This window comes from Pseudomonas sp. P4_C4 (assembly GCF_056402055.1).
On the sequence record NZ_JBFUID010000032.1, the window covers coordinates 51,624 to 70,723 of the forward strand.

Sequence of the window (19,100 nt, forward strand, 5' to 3'; positions counted from 1 at the left end):
CGGGAGTCATGTTGGAAAACTACTATCGCGAGCTGGTGTGTTTCCTGAACGCCAGGCTGGGCAACCGCCAGGTGGCCGAAGATGTGGTGCATGACGCTTACCTGCGCGTGCTGGAACGCACCAGCGAAGCGCCGATCGAGCAGCCCCGGGCATTTCTTTATCGCACTGCATTGAATCTGGTCATCGATGACCATCGACGCAACGCCTTGCGTCGCGCTGAGCCGCTGGACGTACTCGACAGCGAAGAACGCTACTTCACGCCTTCGCCGCACAAGGTCCTCGATCACGGCCAGCGCCTGGACATGCTCCAGCGGGCCTTGGCGGAGCTGCCACGGTTGTGCCGCGAGAGCTTCCTGTTGCGCAAGATCGAGGGCCTGTCCCATCCGCAAATCGCCGAGCAACTGGGTATTTCCCGTGCGCTGGTCGAAAAGCACATCGTCAATGCCATGAAGCATTGCCGTGTGCGGATGCGCCAGTGGGACGCCCAGTGATCCTGCGCGGCTCGGCACTCAAGCCGGTCGACGACAGCCCCTTCGTCAACGCAGTGTTCTCGCCGGAGTTCACCGACCTGGTGTTCCAGCAACCCGACAGCGAGCGCGAACGACTGGTGAACGAGTACCACAACACCAATTACTCGGTGGTGGTGGATTTGTTGTTGGCGACGGCGAGCTGAGATTTGCTGCGTCTGTAAGGCCGCCTTCGCGAGCAAGCCCGCTCCCACAGTAGTCCAGTGAACACAGGTCCATTGTGGGAGCGAGCCTGCTCGCGATGGGGCGATTGAAATCACCCAAAACACTCAATCCTGAACCCTTCCTGAAGATCCCCGAGATTGCCCCTGCAAGCTTTTGTATCGGGTTTACTCGCCAAACATCGGGGCGTAAGCTTCGCGCGTTTTCATCCATTACGGAGACCCACAGTGGGTACTTGTTCGAGTGACAGTTGTCGGCCGGTCTCGGTAACCGGCATTTTCTCGGCAAGATAACGCGCAGTCTCCTGTGCCGTTGTCTCGCCGAAAAGCGAGCAGCGGCATCCTGATCATGGCCAGTCCGGGCCATGTCCCGACGTCCCTCTCATCGACGCTGAACAGTGCGTGGTTTCGACTTTTTGTCGTGGCCGCCGCTCTATCGACACGCCTGTCATTCGTGACCGGCGCGCCAGGCCTTGCTTTGCCGGTTGTTCCGGCGGCAGCGGCGTGGACCTGCCTGCTCGACGGTTTCCCGGCTGACCAAAGGGGCACCAGCCATGAAACTTACCCTCAAGGAATTCTTCGCAGGCTTCCTGCGTAACCGCCACATCGCCCGGCACTTTCGCCGCCTGGCGTTGCTGGAAACCTTCACCGACACCACGGTCAGCCGTGAAGTCCCGCCCACCCTGGCGCAAACCCTGGTGGCCGCTGCCGGCAGCGACACCGGTCAATTGCTCAACACCCTGGGCAGTCACACCGACGGCTTGAGCGAACTCGAAGCCGATGCCCTGCGCGAGCAATTCGGCCTCAACGAAGTCGAGCACGAACAACCGCTGCCCTGGTGGACGCACCTGTGGCACTGCTACAAGAATCCGTTCAACCTGCTGCTGACGTTGCTGGCGGTCATCTCCTGGCTGACCGAAGACATGAAAGCCGCCATCGTGATTTTCTCCATGGTGGTGCTCTCGACCTTGCTGCGTTTCTGGCAGGAAACCAAATCCAATCAGGCCGCCGATGCCCTCAAGGCCATGGTCAGCAACGCTGCCACTGTGATGCGCCGGGACCTTGAGGAGCACAGCGCGCAGCGCATCGAATTGCCGATCAGGCAACTGGTGCCGGGCGATCTGATCGTGCTGTCGGCCGGTGACATGATTCCCGCCGATTGCCGGGTGCTCAGCGCCAAGGACCTGTTCGTCAGCCAGGCGGCGATGACCGGCGAATCGATGCCGGTGGAAAAATTTCCCCGCCAGCAGGACCATGACACACTCAATCCGCTGGACCTGGACAACATCCTGTTCATGGGCACCAACGTGGTGTCCGGCACGGCCATGGCGGTGATCCTCACCACCGGTAACAGCACCTATTTCGGCGCCCTGGCTCAGCGGGTCGGCGCCACTGACCGGGCGTCGACTTCGTTCCAGACCGGGGTCAACAAAGTCAGCTGGCTGCTGATCCGCTTTATGTTCGTGATGGCGCCACTGGTGTTGTTCATCAACGGTTTCACCAAGGGCGACTGGACCGAAGCGCTGCTGTTCGCGCTGTCGATTGCCGTGGGCCTGACCCCGGAAATGTTGCCGATGATCGTCACCTCGACCCTGGCCAAGGGCGCGGTGTTCCTGTCGCGCAAGAAAGTCATCGTCAAACGCCTCGACGCCATCCAGAACTTCGGCGCCATGGACGTGCTGTGCACCGACAAGACCGGCACCCTGACCCAGGACAAGATCTTCCTGGCGCGCAACGTCGACGTCTGGGGCAACGACTCCGATGACGTGCTGGAAATGGCCTACCTCAACAGCTACTACCAGACCGGCCTGAAAAACCTGCTGGATGTGGCGGTGCTCGAACATGTCGAAATCCACCGTGAGCTGAAAGTCGGCACGGCGTTTCGCAAGGTCGACGAGATTCCGTTCGACTTCACCCGCCGGCGCATGTCGGTGGTGGTCGCCGAGCGTGATCAACCGCACCTGCTGATCTGCAAGGGCGCGGTGGAAGAGGTGCTGGCGGTCTGCTCGCGGGTGCGTCACGGCGAAGTCGATGAAGCCTTGACCGAAGAACTGCTGGCGCGAATCCGTCAGGTCACTGCCTCGTTCAACGCAGAGGGCCTGCGGGTGGTGGCGGTCGCGGCACGGCCGATGGTCGAAGGGCGCGACACCTACAGCCTGGCCGATGAACAGGCACTGACGCTGATCGGTTACGTGGCGTTTCTCGATCCGCCGAAAGAAAGCACCGCACCGGCCATCAAGGCCCTGGCCGCCCATGGCGTGGCGGTGAAAGTGCTGACCGGCGACAACGAACTGGTGACGGCGAAAATCTGCCGCGAGGTCGGCCTGGAACAGCAAGGCCTGCTGATGGGCAACGACATCGAACGTATGAGCGATGCTGAGCTGGCGAAGGCGGTGGAGACCACCAACGTCTTCGCCAGGCTGACGCCGTCCCACAAGGAACGCATCGTCCGTCTGCTCAAGGGCAACGGCCATGTGGTCGGTTTCATGGGTGACGGCATCAACGACGCCCCGGCCCTGCGCACCGCCGACATCGGTATTTCGGTGGACAGCGCCGTGGACATCGCCAAGGAAGCGGCCGACATCATCCTGCTGGAAAAGAGCCTGATGGTGCTGGAGGAGGGCGTGCTGGAAGGGCGCCGGACCTTCGCCAACATGCTCAAGTACATCAAGATGACCGCCAGTTCGAACTTCGGCAACGTGTTCTCGGTGCTGGTGGCCAGTGCGTTCATCCCGTTCCTGCCGATGCTGCCGATGCACCTGCTGGTGCAGAACCTGCTCTACGACATTTCGCAGATCGCCATCCCGTTCGATAACGTCGATGACGAAATGCTCAAGCAACCACAGCGCTGGCAGCCGGGCGACGTCGGACGCTTCATGCTGTTTTTCGGGCCGATCAGCTCGATCTTCGACATCAGCACGTTCGCCTTGATGTGGTACGTGTTCGATGCCAACACCCCGGATCACCAGACCCTGTTCCAGTCCGGCTGGTTCGTGGTCGGGCTGCTGACCCAGACACTGATCGTGCACATGATCCGCACGCCGAAGATCCCGTTCCTGCAAAGCCGCGCGGCCATGCCGTTGCTGGTGATGACCGGACTGATCATGGCCGTGGGGATTTTCCTGCCGATGGGACCGCTGGCCCATTACTTCAAATTGCAGGCGTTGCCGTCGCTGTACTTCGTGTTCCTGCCGGTGATCCTGCTGGCGTACATGGCGCTGACCCAGGCGGTGAAGGGGTTCTACATTCGCCGGTTTGGCTGGCAATAAAGCCGCGAGGCTGGCCAATCAACGCACCCCCTGTGGGAGCGAGCTTGCTCGCGATGACTGAGTGTCAGTCGATATCCATGTCAACTGATACACCGCTATCGCGAGCAAGCTCGCTCCCACAGGGGGGGGCGTGTATTTTTCAAGGGATTCATCATGCAAGCACTTAACAACCTCAACCTGACCTCCCTGATCGACACCCTGGTCAGCCTCAGCACGGCCTTTATCCTCGGTGGCCTGATCGGTTTCGAGCGTCAGTACCGGCAACGCACCGCCGGCCTGCGCACCAACGTGCTGGTGGCGGTGGGCGCGGCGATTTTCGTCGACATGGCCAACCGGCTCGGCGGGGCCGAAGGCGCCGTGCGGGTCGTGGCGTACGTGGTCTCCGGTATCGGCTTTCTCGGCGCCGGGGTGATCATGCGCGAAGAGGGCAATGTGCGCGGCCTCAATACTGCCGCCACGCTCTGGACCTCGGCGGCAGTGGGTGCCTGCGCCGGTGCCGACCTGCTGGCCGAGGCCTTGCTTGGCACCTTGTTCGTGCTCGCGGCAAACACCTTGCTGCGGCCGATCGTCAACAACATCAACCGTCAGCCGCTGGATGTGATTTCGGCGGAAGTCACCAACATCGTCTATGTCATTGCCCGGCGTACGCAGCAGAAAACCGTGCTGGCCTTGCTCGAAGCCGAGCTTGCGCGCAGCAACTATCCGGCCAGCGATGTCGATGTGCATGCCTTCGGCGCGGATGAAATTGAAATCGAAGCCACCCTGGCCACCACCTCGGTCGATGGTGATGAACTGGATGCGCTGGTGGCGCGGATTTCGACGTCGAGCATGGTGGTGCAGGCGTTCTGGAGTCCGAGTACCACGGAGTAACGGCCAAGGTTTCCCGGGCAAGCGTCAGATTAACCAGCATTTATTTAGGAATATTCCTACATAAACCCAGGAAGGTCTTCCGTAGGCTTTGCGACCTCTTGAAACCGACATCCATTTGGAGGTCACCTTGCCGAACAAATCCTTGCGCATCCTGATCGCCGATGCGCAGCACTTCAACCGCCTGCGGATCGAGCGACTGTTCAACCAGCTCGGCTATTTTCGGGTGGCTCCGGTGCAGAGCCTCGACGAGCTCCTTGCACTGGTGGAGTACGGTTGCGAGCCTCTGGACCTGGTGCTGGTCAATGGGGCGATGGCAATTGGAGCGCTGGACCTGTTCAGTTTCCTTGCCGACAACCCGCAGGTTCATCACGCGTTTATCTTCAATGAACGGCAGGCGCCGTTGTCGCCAGTCGCGGGCAAAGTCCGGTTGAGCCAGGCCGCTCTGCCGGACCTGGCGTCCATTACGCAGTTGATGAGCGCTGTCGATCGTCGGCTACCATTCGTCGGAACTGTCATTTCTGTCAGGTAGTACTTTCCAGCCTTCCATGCAAAAGTCTATGCGCAGCGTTGTGCCCAATCGCTGCAGTGCCTGGAGGGCATTTTTTGCCCGATCGTGTTGTTTTGCACGGGAGTTGTCATGAAGTCAGCACTGATTGTGGAAGATCATCCGGTGGTTCGATCCATGATCAAACTCGTACTCAAGGGTGAAGGATTCAAGAGTATTTACGAGGCCTCCCGTGGCGATGAGGTCCTGGCATTGATCCGCGAGCATCAACCGGATGTCGTGCTGCTTGATCTGGGTCTCCCGGGTGTGGCGGGGCTTGAGGTGATGGACCGTATCAAGGCCGAAAACACGCGATGTCGCGTGGTGGTGTTCACCTCGCTGGAGGCCCAGTTCTATCAGGACCGCTGCATGCGGGCCGGGGCTGTTGCCTATGTTTCCAAGAGCAAGGACCTGGATGACTTGAAGGCGGCGGTGAATTGCGTGATGGCCGGCTATACCTATTTCGCCCAGCTCCCCTCGAGTTCCGTGTCGATGGGGGAGTTGCAACGCAGTGAAAAGCAGTTGATCGACAAGCTCTCCAACCGTGAGTTGACCATTCTGCAGTACCTGGCCCGGGGTTCGAAAAACCTGGAAATCGCCGAGATCATGCACCTGAGCTACAAGACCGTCAGTACCTACAAGACCCGTCTCACCCTCAAGCTCAACGTGAGCTCGTCGGTGCACTTGAGGGATTTCGCCCTGCGCAATCAATTGATCTGAATGAACGCTCTCCGACGACTGGCAGGCGGGGTGCTGATTGGCCTTCTACTCTGGGCATCGACGGTCTGTGCACAACAGTCGTTGACCCTGTTGGGACGCTCGAGTGCCGAAGGCCTGAGCGTCAGGTGGTCGGAAACCGAGTTGCGCTGGTTGCAGCAAAAGGGCCGATTGGTACTGGCTGTCTCGGCTCCCGACTATCCCCCCTTCGAGTTCAACACGGCAGGCAAGGTGTTCGAAGGCGTAACAGCCGATTACGCCGGATTGCTGGAACAATTGTTGAATGTCGTCATCGAGGTTCAACGTTATCCGTCGCGGGCCGACGCGGTGCAGGCCATCAAGGACGGGCAGGCCGACCTGCTGGGAACGGCCAACCGATTCGAAGCCGAAGATCCGCAGCTACAGATGTCCAGCGCCTACGCGGTGGATCAACCGGTGCTGGTCACCCGCACCGATTTCCCTCCGGTGCTCGACCCGACGCTGGCCGGCAAGCGACTGGTGATGCTGTATCACTACTTGCCCGAATACAGCGTGCAACAGTTCTATTCCAAAGCGCAGGTCCAGCTGTTTCCCTCGACACTGGCGGCGATGGGCGCCGTGGCGTTCGGCCAGGCTGATGTCTACCTCGGTGATGCGATCAATGCCCATTATCTGATCAGCAGGAATTACCTGAACAACGTGCACCTGACGGACTTCTCGCCCATGGAGTCCGGGCGTTTTGCCTTTGCGATAGCCCGCGACAACGTTGCGCTATTGCGCATCGTCAACAAGGCGCTGGCGGCCATCACCACCAATGAACAAATGAACATCCTGCGCCGTTGGGGGGCCAACGGGGTGCATATCCCGGGCACTCAGTCTTTGCAATTGAGCGTGGCCGAACAGCACTGGCTCGAACGCCACCCGCGGGTGAAGGTCGCGATCAACGAAAATATCCCGCCGATTTCATTTGTCGACAGCGAAGGCCAGTTTCGCGGTATCGGCGTCGATGTGCTGGCGAAAATCACTTTGCGCACCGGGTTGCAATTTGATATCCAGGGCATGAAGTCGGTGGCCGAGATGATGACGGGCATCACGAGCGGCCAGATCGATGTGTTGGCCGGTATCGGCCTCAGTTCCCAGCGTGAAGATGAATTGCGGTTCACCCGGTCGTTTCTGAGCAGCCCGTCGGTGCTGGTGACCCGCGTGGACGCGGACAGCCCCAGGACGCTGGATGACATGGCGGGGAGAACCCTGGCGCTGACCCAGGGCAACATTGCCGGCGAGTACATTCGCCAGCAATACCCGCTGATCGAGCTGGTGGATGCGCCACTGTCGACGGACGCCATGGAAATGGTCGCCCAGGGCAAGGCCCATGGCGGTATCAACTCGTTGATCAGCGCCCGTTACCTGATTTCCCGGCAGTATCGCGATCGCCTGCAAGTGACCAGCACCGTGGGCACCGACCCCGCCCGAAGCACCCTGGCAACCAGTCGGGAGGCCACCGAGCTGCATTCGATTCTGGACAAGGCATTACTGAGTATTCCCCCCGAAGAAATTGACGAGCTGACTCAACCCTGGCGCTATGACTCGATGGTCGAGCAGAGTTACTGGCTGCGACACCGACAAGCGATCGTGCAGGCGTTTTCGGCGGCGGGTGTCATGCTGTTGTTCGCGTTGGCCGGGATCGTCTGGCAGCGGCGGCAGATTCGTCAGCGCCAGCAATTGCTTGGGCAATTGCAGGAAGCCAAGGACGCGGCGGACGACGCCAACCGGGCCAAGACCACGTTCCTGGCCACCATGAGCCATGAAATCCGCACGCCGATGAACGCCTTGATCGGCATGCTCGAACTGGCACTGAAACGGGCCGATGAAGGGGTGACTGACCGCGCCGCCATCGAGGTGGCGTCCAACGCCGGGCAGCAGTTGCTGGATTTGATCGGCGACATTCTGGATGTCGCGCGGATCGAATCCGGGCATTTGTCGTTGGCGCCGGAGCGGGTCAATCTGCACGCGCTGGTGACGTCGGTCTGCCGGGTTTTCGAAGGGCTGGCGATTCAAAAGAATCTGCAGTGGCGGGTCGATCTCGACGCGCGCAGTGACTGTGACGTGATGCTCGATCCCACGCGCTTCAAACAGGTGCTGTCCAATCTGCTGAGCAATGCGATCAAGTTCACCCGAGAAGGTGAGGTGAGCCTGATACTGCGGGTGCTGCCTCAAGGCCCGGCGCATCTGTCTGCCTGTCTGAGTATCGAGGACAGTGGCATCGGTATCAGCGCTCTCGACCAGCAACGCCTGTTCAGTCCGTTTGTGCAGGCGGGCAATAGCCAGCAGACGGCCCGGCAGGGTTCCGGCCTGGGCCTGGTGATCAGCCGTACCCTGTGTGAAATGATGGGCGGCCGGCTGCAACTCGACAGTCAGCCTGGGCGCGGCACGCGGGTGGACATCAGCCTGGTGCTGGCCGTCCTGCAAACGTTACCCGCCGAGGTGGTGTCCCAGGATCCGGCGCAGCTCACGACCCGGGCGTTGTCGATTCTGGTGGTCGACGATTATCCGGCCAATCGCCTGTTGCTCTCGCGGCAGCTGAGCTATCTGGGCCATTGCGTGGTGCTGGCTGAAGACGGGGCACAGGGGCTTGAACAGTGGCGCGGGCGCAGGCACGGGCACGGTTTCGATCTGGTCATCACCGACTGCAACATGCCGGTACTCAGCGGTTACGAGCTGGCCGGCGCGATACGTGAGCAAGAGCGGGTGCAGGGGCTGTCGCCGACGCTGATTCTGGGCTTTACCGCCAACGCGCAGGCCGAGGAAAAGGACCGGTGCAAGGCGGCGGGGATGGACGATTGCCTGTTCAAACCCATTCGCCTGGTGGACTTGCAGGCGTGGCTGGCCCGGCGGTTTTCCAGTGCGCCCCAAGCGGCGATCGTCGACCCTGGCTTCGCCGAATTCGATTTGAGCGGGCTGGAACGCTATGTTGATTCGGATCGTGAGTTGATCGATCAACTGATGCACGATCTGGCGCTGACCAACCGCGAGGACCGTGTGCATTTGCTGGCCTTGCACACCAACGGCAATCGCCCGGGTCTGCAGACGCTGGCACACCGGATCAAGGGCGGGGCGCTGATGGTGCGAGCGCTTGGCCTGGTCGAGTGTTGCGAACAACTGGAGCGGGCGTGTAATGACGGCCGCGCGGCACTGATCGACGATGCCGTCGACCAGTTGCAGCGAGCCATGGCCCGCCTGGACCAGCGTCTGGAACAGGATTGAGGGTGCTTGATCCGACTTGCCAGCGAAGGCCGCGACTCGGTCCAAAGCCTTACCCCCGCCGCTAAGCAATATCACTACGGCTGAATTCTTCCCCGAGAAAATCGATCAACGTGCGCACCGAAGGCAGCAAGCCCCGACGTGAGGGGAAGATCGCGTGGATGACACCGCTTTTCGGCGCCCAGCCCGGCACCAGTTCCACCAGTTGCCCGGCAGCGATTTCGTCGCGCACCACCACACTGGGCAGGTGCACGATGCCGATCCCGGCGACCGCCGCATGGCGCAGGGCCAACAGGTCATCGGTGACCATCCGCGGTGCATGCCGGATCATCGCGGTGCTGCCATCGGCACCGAACAGTTCCCACTGATATTCGCGCTGCGCCGCGCCCCAGTGCAGGCTCGGCAAGCCGCTGAGATCGGCCGGGGAGGCCGGCGTCGACAGGCGCGATACAAAGGCCGGGCTGCCGACCACACTCTGGGTGCTGTTGCCCAGCACCTTCATCACCATGTCGGTGTTTTCCAGCGGCGGAAAGCGTACCCGCAGGGCAATATCGAAGCCTTCGTGAATCAGGTCGACCCGGCGGTTGGTGCTCTCGATGAACAACTCCACCAACGGGTACTTGAGCATGTAGCGGGTCAGCATCGGCCCGACCCAGGAATTGAGCAGTGCCGTCGGGCAACTGACACGCACCAGGCCCTGGGGCTCGGAGCGGTTGCGCTCGATCAGTTCGGCGGCACTTTCCGCCTCCACGCGCATGGCCAGGCAGCGCTGGTAGTAGGCCTGGCCGATTTCCGTCAACGAGCAATGCCGGCTGGTGCGGTGCAGCAGGCGCACGCCGAGGCGCTCTTCAAGTTCGGCAATGCGTCGACTGAGCTTGGACTTGGGCATGTCCAGTGCCCGGCCCGCCGCTGCGAAACCGTGATGCTCCACCACCTGGGTGAAGTAGTAGAGGGTGTTGAGGTCTTCCACCATCGTTCTCCAAATAGAACGCTAAAGCTGATTTTTGCAGTCTAGCGCAGCAAAGGTCACGGTTTTAAGCTTTGTCCATGGCTTCACCCACCTCATAAGGAGACACCATGAAAAACATCATCGGTATCTACACCAGTCCACGAACCCATTGGGTTGGCGACGGTTTTCCGGTTCGCACGCTGTTTTCCTACGACAGCCTGGGCAAGCACATCAGCCCGTTCCTGTTGCTGGATCACGCCGGCCCCGCTGAATTCACCCCGACCAGCGAACGACGTGGCGTTGGTCAGCATCCTCATCGTGGCTTCGAAACCGTGACTATCGTTTACAAGGGCGAACTGGAGCACCGGGACTCCACCGGCAGTGGCGGCAAGATCGGCCCCGGCGATGTGCAATGGATGACCGCGGCCTCGGGGATCCTGCATGAAGAGTTTCACTCCCAGGGTTTCGCCAAGAGCGGTGGCACCCTGGAGATGGTGCAGTTGTGGGTCAACCTGCCGGCCAGGGACAAGATGGCCGACCCCGGTTACCAGACGATCCTCGACGGAGACATCCCGAACATCGCCTTGCAGGACAACGCCGGCAGCCTGCGCCTGATCGCCGGTGAGTTCGACGGCCACAAGGGCGCGGCGCGCACCTTCACCCCGGTCGACGTGTGGGACATTCGTTTGAATGCCGGCAAGTTGCTCACCCTTGATCTGCATGAAGGGCGCAACACCGCGCTGGTGGTTCTGCGCGGCACGGTTCAGGTCAATGGCCTGGAGTCGGTGCGCCAGGGGCAGTTGGCCCTGTTCGATCGCAAGGGCGATCAAATGACCCTCGAAGCCAGCGAAGACGCGGTGGTGTTGTTGCTCAGCGGCGAGCCGATCGACGAGCCGATTGTTGGCCACGGGCCGTTCGTGATGAACACCGAGCAGGAAATCCACCAGGCCTTCGCCGACTTCCAGTCCGGTCGCTTCGGCCGGATGCACGCTTAACCCGTTTCGTTTCAAACACCCGTTCTACACAGGATGCGTAGGCCGGTCCGAGGCCAGGGATGGCTATTGCCTGAAAGAAAGAGGAAACGCACATGAGTACCGTCAACGCGGCCAATTTCAATGGCCAGAAACCGACTATCGATCCCAACGATGCCGCCATGTTGTTGATCGACCATCAGAGCGGACTGTTCCAGATCGTCAAGGACATGGACGTGCCCCAACTGCGCGCCAATGCCATTGCCCTGGCCAAGGCCGCGACCCTGCTGAAGATGCCGGTGATCACCACCGCTTCCGTTCCCCAGGGGCCGAACGGGCCGTTGATCCCGGAAATCCACGAGGCCGCACCCCATGCGCAGTACGTGGCGCGCAAAGGTGAAATCAACGCCTGGGACAACCCGGAGTTTCACGCGGCGGTCAAAGCCACCGGCAAGAAAACCCTGGTCATCGCCGGCACCTTGACCAGCGTATGCCTGGCGTTCCCGTCCATCGCGGCGGTGCATGAAGGCTACAAGGTGTTTGCCGTGGTCGACGCCTCCGGCAACCACTCGAAACTGGCCACCGAGTTGACCGTTGCCCGTCTGGCCCAGGCCGGGGTGGTGCCGATCGACATCATGGCGACGCTATCCGAGCTGCAAGGCTCGTGGAACCGTCCGGATGCCGAGCAGTGGGCCGCTGTCTACGCCCAGGCCATGCCGCATTATCAGTTGCTGATCGAGAGTTACCTCAAGGCCCAACAAGTGGCGAACGAACACGAGGTGCTGGACTCCCAGCGCTGACCGGTGACCCCACGCCGATTTCCACTCGGCATCGATAACACGCGAGGACTACTGCAATGACTACTTCCTACAAGCGTCTGGACAAGGACAACGCCGCGGTTCTGATGGTTGATCATCAGGCAGGCCTGCTGTCGCTGGTGCGCGACATCGATCCGGATCGTTTCAAGAACAACGTGTTGGCCCTGGCCGACCTGGCCAAGTACTTCAAGCTGCCGACCATCCTCACCACCAGTTTCGAAACCGGTCCCAACGGCCCGCTGGTGCCCGAGCTCAAGGCACTTTTTCCGGACGCGCCGTACATCGCTCGCCCGGGGCAGATCAACGCCTGGGACAACGAAGATTTCGTCAAGGCGATCAAGGCCACCGGCAAGAAACAACTGATCATCGCCGGTGTGGTGACGGAAGTTTGCGTAGCATTCCCGGCGCTTTCGGCACTGGCCGAAGGCTTTGAGGTGTTCGTGGTCACCGACGCGTCCGGCACTTTCAACGAACTGACCCGCGAATCGGCGTGGAACCGTATGACCGCTCAGGGCGCGCAATTGATGACCTGGTTCGGCCTGGCCTGTGAACTGCACCGCGACTGGCGCAACGACATCGAAGGGTTGGGCACGCTGTTCTCCAACCATATTCCGGATTACCGCAACCTGATGACCAGCTACAGCACGCTGGCCAATAGCAAATAGCTTCGGTATCACTCATACCCCTGTGGGAGCGAGCTTGCTCGCGATGACTGAGTCACAGTCAACATCAATGTTGGCTGACCCGACGCCATCGCGAGCAAGCTCGCTCCCACAGTTTTTTTGGTGTCCAGCCAGACGTGTTCATCCCGCCAAATCAATTGCTCCTACACTATGGCCAATCCATGCGATCTTCGCGTTATTAGCCCTGGCTGGAGTTGCTTGATGCTGTCTTTCCTCACCGAACACCCATTGATCTGCGCCATGGCGCTGATCCTGATCGACCTCGGGTTGTGGCGTTTAATCGGTGACAACCGCAACCCTTGGAAGCTTCTGTTGCGGGTCACGATTTTCGCGCTATACAGCCTTCTGCTGTTCAATGAAGGCCTGAATCCGATGGAGCCGCCGCCCTGGGCCGACAACGTACCGTTGCACCTGGCGGCCACCGGATTGCAGATCGGCTGGTGGCTGTTTGGCGCGCGGATGCTGACGGTGCTGATCGGCGCGGTGATGATGCAACGGGTGGGGCATACCGGGCGCTTGCTCCAGGATTTGCTCGGTGCGGTGATTTTCCTGATCGCGATCATTGCCGCCCTGGCCTATGTACTCGATCTACCGGTCAAGGGCGTGCTGGCGACGTCCGGTGCGTTGGCGATCATTGTCGGCCTGGCCTTGCAAAGTACCCTCAGTGACGTGTTTTCCGGGATCGTCCTGAACACCACCAAACCCTATCAACTGGATGACTACATCTCCATAGACGGCATGGAAGGCCGGGTCACCGACATCGACTGGCGTGCTACGCGCCTGCAAACCGCCCAAGGCAGCCTGGCGGTGATTCCCAACTCATTGGCAGCCAAGGCCAAGATCATCAACTTCAGCCGCCCGAGCGATATGTTTGGCGTTTCCATCACCCTTCAAGTGAGCCCCCATGCACGGCCGAACACAGTGATTGATGCCCTTGAACGCGCCATGCAAGGTTGCCGTTTTCTGCTGGACACACCGGCCCCGAGCGTCTCGCTGAAAAGCTCCAGCAGCACCGGAGTGGAATACGAAATCAATGGGTTTGTCGCGTCGATGAGCGAGAAACGCACGGTGCGCAATCAGCTGTTCGACCTGGCGTACCGACACTTGCAGGCGTCCGGGGTCAACCTGTTGTCGAGCGTCGAACCCACGCTGGCGGGCAACCTGTCGCGGCCCCGGGCACTGCTCGACAGTTCGCCGATTTTCTCCACGTTGCGTCAGGAAGAAAAAGACACCTTCAGCCAGAACATGACCCTGCAAACCTTCCGTGCCGGCGAAACGATCCTCGACGCGGGGGAGGTCAGCGATCACTTGTTCATTATCGAGTCCGGTGTCGTCAGCGTGACGCTGCCCCGTCATGGCTCGCCGTTCGAATCAGGCCGCATGGGGCCCGGAGAGGTGATCGGCGAGGCCGGTATCCTGGACGACAGTTCGGTGCCTGCGCAGTTTACCGCCAAGACCTTTTGTGGCTTGTACCGCATCGAAAAGGAATACCTCAAGCCATGCCTGGATGCCCGTCAGGACATCAACGATGCGATGAAAACCTTGCTCGACTACCGCTTGCTCAAAGCGAAAACCCTGACTCAGGACCTGCCGGTGACAGTGGAGAAGAAGGGCTTTCTGCGGTGGTTGCGCAGTCGGGTATGACCAGCGGCCAACAAGACACCGCAAGTGGCCTCCTCGACTTCTGGAATATTGGCTATTTGTGCAAACGGGGCAGGGGGCTAAGGTAGTCACACCCCCACTTGCCCTGGAGCACACGATGCAACCGCGTACCGATTTCTACACCGCGTCCCCTGATGCCCTCAAAGCGATGATCGCTCTGGAAACGGCGGTTTCGAAGCTGCCGCTGGAAAAAAACCTGGTTGAACTGGTCAAGCTGCGGGCTTCGCAGATCAATGGCTGCGCATTTTGCATCGATATGCACACCGCCGATGCTATCAAGGGCGGCGAAACCCCGCGTCGCCTGTTCGCCGTAACGGCGTGGCGCGAGGCACCGTTCTTCAGCGATCGCGAACGTGCCGCGCTGCTTTGGACCGAATCCCTGACCCAACTGAGCCTGACCCACGCGCCAGATGAAGACTACGAAGTGGTCAGCGCTCAGTTCACGCCCAAGGAAATGGTCGATCTGACCGTGGCGATCAGCACCATCAACAGCTGGAACCGTTTGGCCGTCGGTTTCCGCAAAACTCCTCAGGCCTGATATCGAAAAGGGAGCCGAGGCTCAATGCGCATCGGCGCTCGGCGCGGCCGGTGGTTGCACCTTGCGCATCAAGGGCACCATCGCCGTGGCGATGACGAAGCACACCCCGATCATCAGAAACGCGTCGCCATAGGTTTGCGTCTGGGCTTCGCGGTAGGTCAGCAACCATAGTTGATGCAGGCTGGCGGTGACTCCGGCGTCACCGCTCTGGCCGAGGGCGGCGAAGTTGTTGCCGACCTGGGACAGCCATTGGTTGAGCGCCTCGTTGGTGCTGTTGAGGTGCTCCGCCAGCCGGGTGAAATGCAGGTTGGTGCGGTCATTGAGAATGGTCGCACACGCGGCGATGCCGATAGCCCCACCCAGGTTGCGCATCAGGTTGAACAACCCCGACGCATGCTTGAGCCGTGCCGGCGCCAGGCCGCCGAGGGTCAAGGTCACCGTTGGCGGCACCGCCAGTTGCTGGGCAATCCCGCGCAAGGCTTGTGGCAGCATCAATTCTTTGGCCCCCCAGTCATGGGTGATCGGGCTGAAATCCCACATCGATAATGCGAACAGCCCAAGGCCGGTCATCATGATCCAGCGCAGGTCGATGCGATTGGCCAGAAAGGCGTACAGCGGAATCGCCATGATCTGGAACACCCCGGTGGAGAAAACCGCCAGACCAATGTCCAGCGCTCCGTAGCCCCGCACCCGGCCGAGAAACAGCGGCGTCAGGTAAATGGTGGCGAACAGGCCGATGCCGGTGACGAACGAGAAGAAACAGCCAAGGGCGAAGTTGCGATCTTTCAAGGCGCGCAAATCGACAATCGGATTGGCCACATGCAAGGTCCGGCCGATGAATGCCAGGCCGGCCAGGCCGCTGATCCACGCGGTGGTCAGGATCGTGCGGTCGCTGAACCAGTTCCAGCGCGGGCCTTCTTCCAGGGTGTATTCCAGGCAGCCGAGGAACAGCGCCAGAAACACCATGCTCAAGTAATCCGCGCCTTTGAGCAGCGACAGTTCCGGCTGGTCGATTTTCACCAGCATCGGCACGGCTACGGCGACAAAGATACCGGGGACCAGGTTGATGTAGAACAGCCAGTGCCAGGACGATATGTCAGTGATCCAGCCACCGATCACCGGCCCCAGGGTCGGTGCCAATGAGGCCACTGCGCCGATGGTCGCGGCGGCGATCACCCGTTGCTTGCCGGTGAAGAACACGAACGCGGTGGTGAACACCAGCGGGATCATCGAGCCGCCCAGAAACCCTTGCAGGGCACGGAAGGCGATCATGCTCTGGATGTTCCAGGCCGCGCCGCACAGCAGGCTGGTCAGGGTGAAGCCCACGGCCGACGCGCAAAACAGCCAGCGCGTGGAAAACACCCGCGACAGCCAGCCCGACAGGGGAATCACGATGATTTCGGCGATCAGGTAACTGGTTTGCACCCACGCGGTTTCGTCGGTGCCGGCGGAGAGCCCGCCGCCGATGTCACGCAACGAAGCCGAGACAATCTGGATATCCAGCAGCGCAATGAACATACCGATGCACATGCTGGCAAAGGCGAAGACCTTGGTCGCCGTCGCCATGTTCGCGGCATTGAACGGTTGCGCCGGGGCGGCGAGGGCGCGGCTCATGGCGCGCTGGCCACGGCTGGCGCTTCAGGCTCCTTGCGCGTATCCACTTCAGCGGTGACCGACAATCCCGGGCGCAGGTGGCCGAGTACGCTGTCGGCCGGATCGAGGTGAATCCGCACCGGCACCCGCTGCACGATCTTGGTGAAGTTGCCGGTGGCGTTTTCCGGTGGCAACACACTGAATTGCGAACCGCTGGCCGGGGCCAGGCTGTCCAGGTGACCGTGGAATTCCTGGCCCGACAGCACGTCGGCATGGATCACCACCCGTTGCCCCGGCACCATGTGCGCCAGTTGGTCTTCCTTGAAGTTGGCATCGACCCACAGACCGCTGGTCGGCACCACCGAGAGCAATTGCGAACCGGCCTGGGCATAGGCGCCGACCCGGGCCCGGCGATTGCCGATCACACCGTCGACCGGCGCCTTCAGTTCGGTGTAGCCGACATTCAATTGCGCCAGGTCGCGCTCGGCCCTGGCCTGGATCAAGGCGGCGCGGGCCTGTTGTTTCTGGGTGTCGATCACATTCAACTGGCGTTGCGCGGCCAGCAGTTCAGCCTGGGCGCGATTGCTTTGGGCCTGGGCCGTCTTGAACGTCGCGTTGGCCCGCTGGGCGCTTTCCACCGAGACGGCGTTGGTGGTCACCAGTTTTTTGTAGCGGGCATCGTCATCCCGGGAGCGTGCGGCCTCGGCGCCGGCGGCATCGATGCCGGCGCGGGCCTGGCCGATGACGGCCTGTTGCAGTTGTTCGGTGGCGTCGAGGTTGGCCAGCAAGGCTTGCTGGGCGGCCACTGCGCCTTCGGCCTTGGCCAGGTTGGCCCGGTAGTCGCGTGAATCGAGACGGATCAGCACGTCGCCGGCCTTGACCTTCTGGTTGTCGGCCACCAGCACTTCGTCGATATAGCCCGCCACTTTCGGCCCGATCACCGTTACGTCGCCGCCGATGTAGGCGTCGTCGGTTTCCTCGATGAAGCGGCCGGCGGTCCACCAATGCGCGCCATACACACCGGCCAATACCAGCGCTGCGATTGCCACGGCGGGCAAGAGCAGGCGTTTGAGCAGGGGAGGTTTGGCGGCAGTCACCGGGGCAGCCAGGTCGGGTTCAACGGTGGGCATGCTGGTCATGGAGGATTACCTGTTGGAGCGGAGGTTAATTATGATGATTGTAATATGACGTATGTAATATTTTKTGGCAAATGGTTTTTGCTGCCGGTCGTCAGGTGGAGTCCTGATCAGGAAGACTCATTCGTGGCCGCTGTCGAGATGCCGAGGATTCTTTTACTGTTGTAGGTAGAGTCTTAGGACGTTGTGGCCTGCTGCATTATTCGGAAACACCCTACACGCTTATTAGACACGTCCTATATCAACCTTTTTTACCTTCCTGAAAGCTGTCGAGCGCTTGAACGCGGGAGGCAACGAAGCCTCCCCGTCCGCCTCAACAGCCAAGGGAGGCCTGATTTTGTCCAACGCACCGCGCACCTTCTTCGACCACAGCCGCCACACACTCTGGGTGCGCGAGGTGGACGCCCCCCTCGACGTCCTGGCCTTCCACGGCGAAGAACACCTCAGCCAGCCCTTCAGCTACCACATCGAGTTCACCTCCAGCGAGCTCGACATCGCCGCCGAACGCCTGCTCGGCCAACCCGCCAGCTTCAGCCTGCACGCGATGCCGGAAAAGGTCTCGTCCCTGATCTTCGAACCGYCYGAGGTCAAGCCGCTGCGCACCTTGCACGGGGTGATCGGTGGCTTCAAACGCCTGTCCGCCTCCMTCGACGAGGCGCGCTACGARGTCACCCTGCAACCGCGTCTGGCGCTGCTCGCGCGGGGCCGGCAATACCGGATCTACCAGCACCRSTCGGTGCCGGAGATCGTCGAGCACATCCTGCGCGGCCGCCACGCTTTCCGGGGCCAGGACTTCCTCTTCCACCTGCACCGCGAATACCCCCGGCGYGAGCAGGTGATGCAATACGGCGAAAGCGACCTGGCCTTYRTYGCCCGCCTGCTGGCCGAMGTCGGCATCTGGTACCGCTTCACCAGCGACGARCGCCTGGGCATCGACGTCGTCGAATTCCACGACTCCCCGCGCGCCTACCAGTTCGACGTCGAGCTGCCGCTGCGSCCGCTCTCCGGGTTAAGCAGCMGCGGTGAGGACAGCGTCTGGGCCCTGCAGTCGGAACACCAGGTGGTGGAACAGCACGTGAATATCCGCGCCTACCACCACCGTGACGCCCGCGCGCACCTCGACGGCGACATCGACCAGACGCGCGGCGCCAAGGGCACCTACGGCGAGGCCTATCACTACGCCGAACCCTACACCGCGCTCGGCGACCGCCATGACTTCCCCGAAGACGTGCAGTGCGAAAGCGGCTACTTCTATGCGCGCCTGCGCCACGAGCGTTACCTCAATCGCCGCACCCGCCTGCGCGGCATGAGCAGCAGTCCCCGCCTGGCACCGGGCCAGGTGCTGGAAGTCACCGACGGCGCGCCCCAGGCCTTCGCGCCGCGGGCGGTGATCATCGGGCTCAAGGCCGGCGCCGCCCGCGA

Annotated in this window: 15 protein-coding genes and 1 pseudogene; 13 read left to right on the forward strand and 3 right to left on the reverse strand. The window is 61.3% G+C overall.

Annotated features, from left to right (window positions below):
- The first annotated feature begins 8 nt into the window (after positions 1 to 8).
- The 7 genes and pseudogenes from AC1DXW_RS17545 (at position 9) to AC1DXW_RS17575 (ending at position 9,331) form a co-directional block, all read left to right on the forward strand.
- Positions 9 to 491, forward strand: a complete 483-nt coding sequence (locus AC1DXW_RS17545; RefSeq protein WP_477760268.1) for a sigma-70 family RNA polymerase sigma factor — start codon at positions 9 to 11, stop codon at positions 489 to 491.
- A pseudogene (locus tag AC1DXW_RS17550) lies at positions 488 to 655 on the forward strand (SidA/IucD/PvdA family monooxygenase); the annotation flags it as partial. The gene AC1DXW_RS17545 and the pseudogene AC1DXW_RS17550, both read left to right, overlap by 4 nt.
- A 587-nt stretch (positions 656 to 1,242) precedes the next feature.
- The gene (gene mgtA, locus AC1DXW_RS17555) at positions 1,243 to 3,957 is read left to right on the forward strand and encodes a magnesium-translocating P-type ATPase (protein ID WP_477756336.1); all 2,715 of its coding nucleotides are present in this window, start codon (positions 1,243 to 1,245) and stop codon (positions 3,955 to 3,957) included.
- 153 nt (positions 3,958 to 4,110) lie between these two features.
- Positions 4,111 to 4,827, forward strand: a complete 717-nt coding sequence (locus tag AC1DXW_RS17560) for an MgtC/SapB family protein (protein WP_477756335.1) — start codon at positions 4,111 to 4,113, stop codon at positions 4,825 to 4,827.
- A gap of 127 nt (positions 4,828 to 4,954) precedes the next feature.
- Positions 4,955 to 5,356 carry a chemotaxis protein CheY gene (locus tag AC1DXW_RS17565; RefSeq protein ID WP_477757177.1) on the forward strand — a complete coding sequence of 134 codons (402 nt, stop codon included), beginning with the start codon at positions 4,955 to 4,957 and terminating at the stop codon, positions 5,354 to 5,356.
- Between the two features lie 108 nt (positions 5,357 to 5,464).
- Positions 5,465 to 6,091 carry a response regulator gene (locus AC1DXW_RS17570; RefSeq protein WP_477760269.1) on the forward strand — a complete coding sequence of 209 codons (627 nt, stop codon included), beginning with the start codon at positions 5,465 to 5,467 and terminating at the stop codon, positions 6,089 to 6,091.
- Positions 6,092 to 9,331, forward strand: coding sequence for a transporter substrate-binding domain-containing protein (locus AC1DXW_RS17575; RefSeq protein WP_477760270.1), 3,240 nt, complete (start codon positions 6,092 to 6,094; stop codon positions 9,329 to 9,331). It abuts the gene before it with no gap.
- 61 nt (positions 9,332 to 9,392) lie between these two features.
- On the opposite strand, the gene AC1DXW_RS17580 is transcribed toward AC1DXW_RS17575, so the two are convergent.
- Positions 9,393 to 10,301, reverse strand: coding sequence for a LysR family transcriptional regulator (locus tag AC1DXW_RS17580; RefSeq protein WP_108231944.1), 909 nt, complete (start codon positions 10,299 to 10,301; stop codon positions 9,393 to 9,395).
- A gap of 104 nt (positions 10,302 to 10,405) precedes the next feature.
- On the opposite strand from AC1DXW_RS17580, the gene AC1DXW_RS17585 reads away from it, so the two are divergent.
- The 5 genes from AC1DXW_RS17585 (at position 10,406) to AC1DXW_RS17605 (ending at position 14,949) form a co-directional block, all read left to right on the forward strand.
- The gene (locus AC1DXW_RS17585) at positions 10,406 to 11,272 is read left to right on the forward strand and encodes a pirin family protein (protein WP_477754663.1); all 867 of its coding nucleotides are present in this window, start codon (positions 10,406 to 10,408) and stop codon (positions 11,270 to 11,272) included.
- A 92-nt stretch (positions 11,273 to 11,364) separates the two neighbouring features.
- Complete coding sequence (locus tag AC1DXW_RS17590) at positions 11,365 to 12,048, forward strand: isochorismatase family protein (protein WP_477754664.1); 684 nt, start codon at positions 11,365 to 11,367, stop codon at positions 12,046 to 12,048.
- 56 nt (positions 12,049 to 12,104) lie between these two features.
- Positions 12,105 to 12,731, forward strand: a complete 627-nt coding sequence (ycaC, locus tag AC1DXW_RS17595; RefSeq protein WP_095942550.1) for an isochorismate family cysteine hydrolase YcaC — start codon at positions 12,105 to 12,107, stop codon at positions 12,729 to 12,731.
- Positions 12,732 to 12,950: 219 nt separating this feature from the next.
- Positions 12,951 to 14,393 (forward strand): mechanosensitive ion channel domain-containing protein, encoded by a 1,443-nt coding sequence (locus tag AC1DXW_RS17600; RefSeq protein WP_477754665.1) that lies wholly within the window; start codon positions 12,951 to 12,953, stop codon positions 14,391 to 14,393.
- A gap of 115 nt (positions 14,394 to 14,508) precedes the next feature.
- Positions 14,509 to 14,949 carry a carboxymuconolactone decarboxylase family protein gene (locus AC1DXW_RS17605; protein ID WP_477754666.1) on the forward strand — a complete coding sequence of 147 codons (441 nt, stop codon included), beginning with the start codon at positions 14,509 to 14,511 and terminating at the stop codon, positions 14,947 to 14,949.
- A 21-nt stretch (positions 14,950 to 14,970) separates the two neighbouring features.
- Here the strand turns inward: AC1DXW_RS17605 and AC1DXW_RS17610 are convergent, their stop codons facing one another.
- Entirely contained in the window at positions 14,971 to 16,563 is a 1,593-nt protein-coding gene (locus AC1DXW_RS17610) for a DHA2 family efflux MFS transporter permease subunit (protein WP_477754667.1), read from the reverse strand.
- Positions 16,560 to 17,681, reverse strand: a complete 1,122-nt coding sequence (locus tag AC1DXW_RS17615) for an HlyD family secretion protein (protein WP_477754668.1) — start codon at positions 17,679 to 17,681, stop codon at positions 16,560 to 16,562. The genes AC1DXW_RS17610 and AC1DXW_RS17615 overlap by 4 nt, the downstream gene beginning before the upstream one ends.
- Positions 17,682 to 18,015: 334 nt before the next feature.
- Between AC1DXW_RS17615 and AC1DXW_RS17620 the strand changes: the two genes are divergently transcribed.
- On the forward strand, positions 18,016 to 19,100 hold a 1,085-nt coding region (locus AC1DXW_RS17620), incomplete at its 3' end, for a type VI secretion system Vgr family protein (protein ID WP_477760271.1).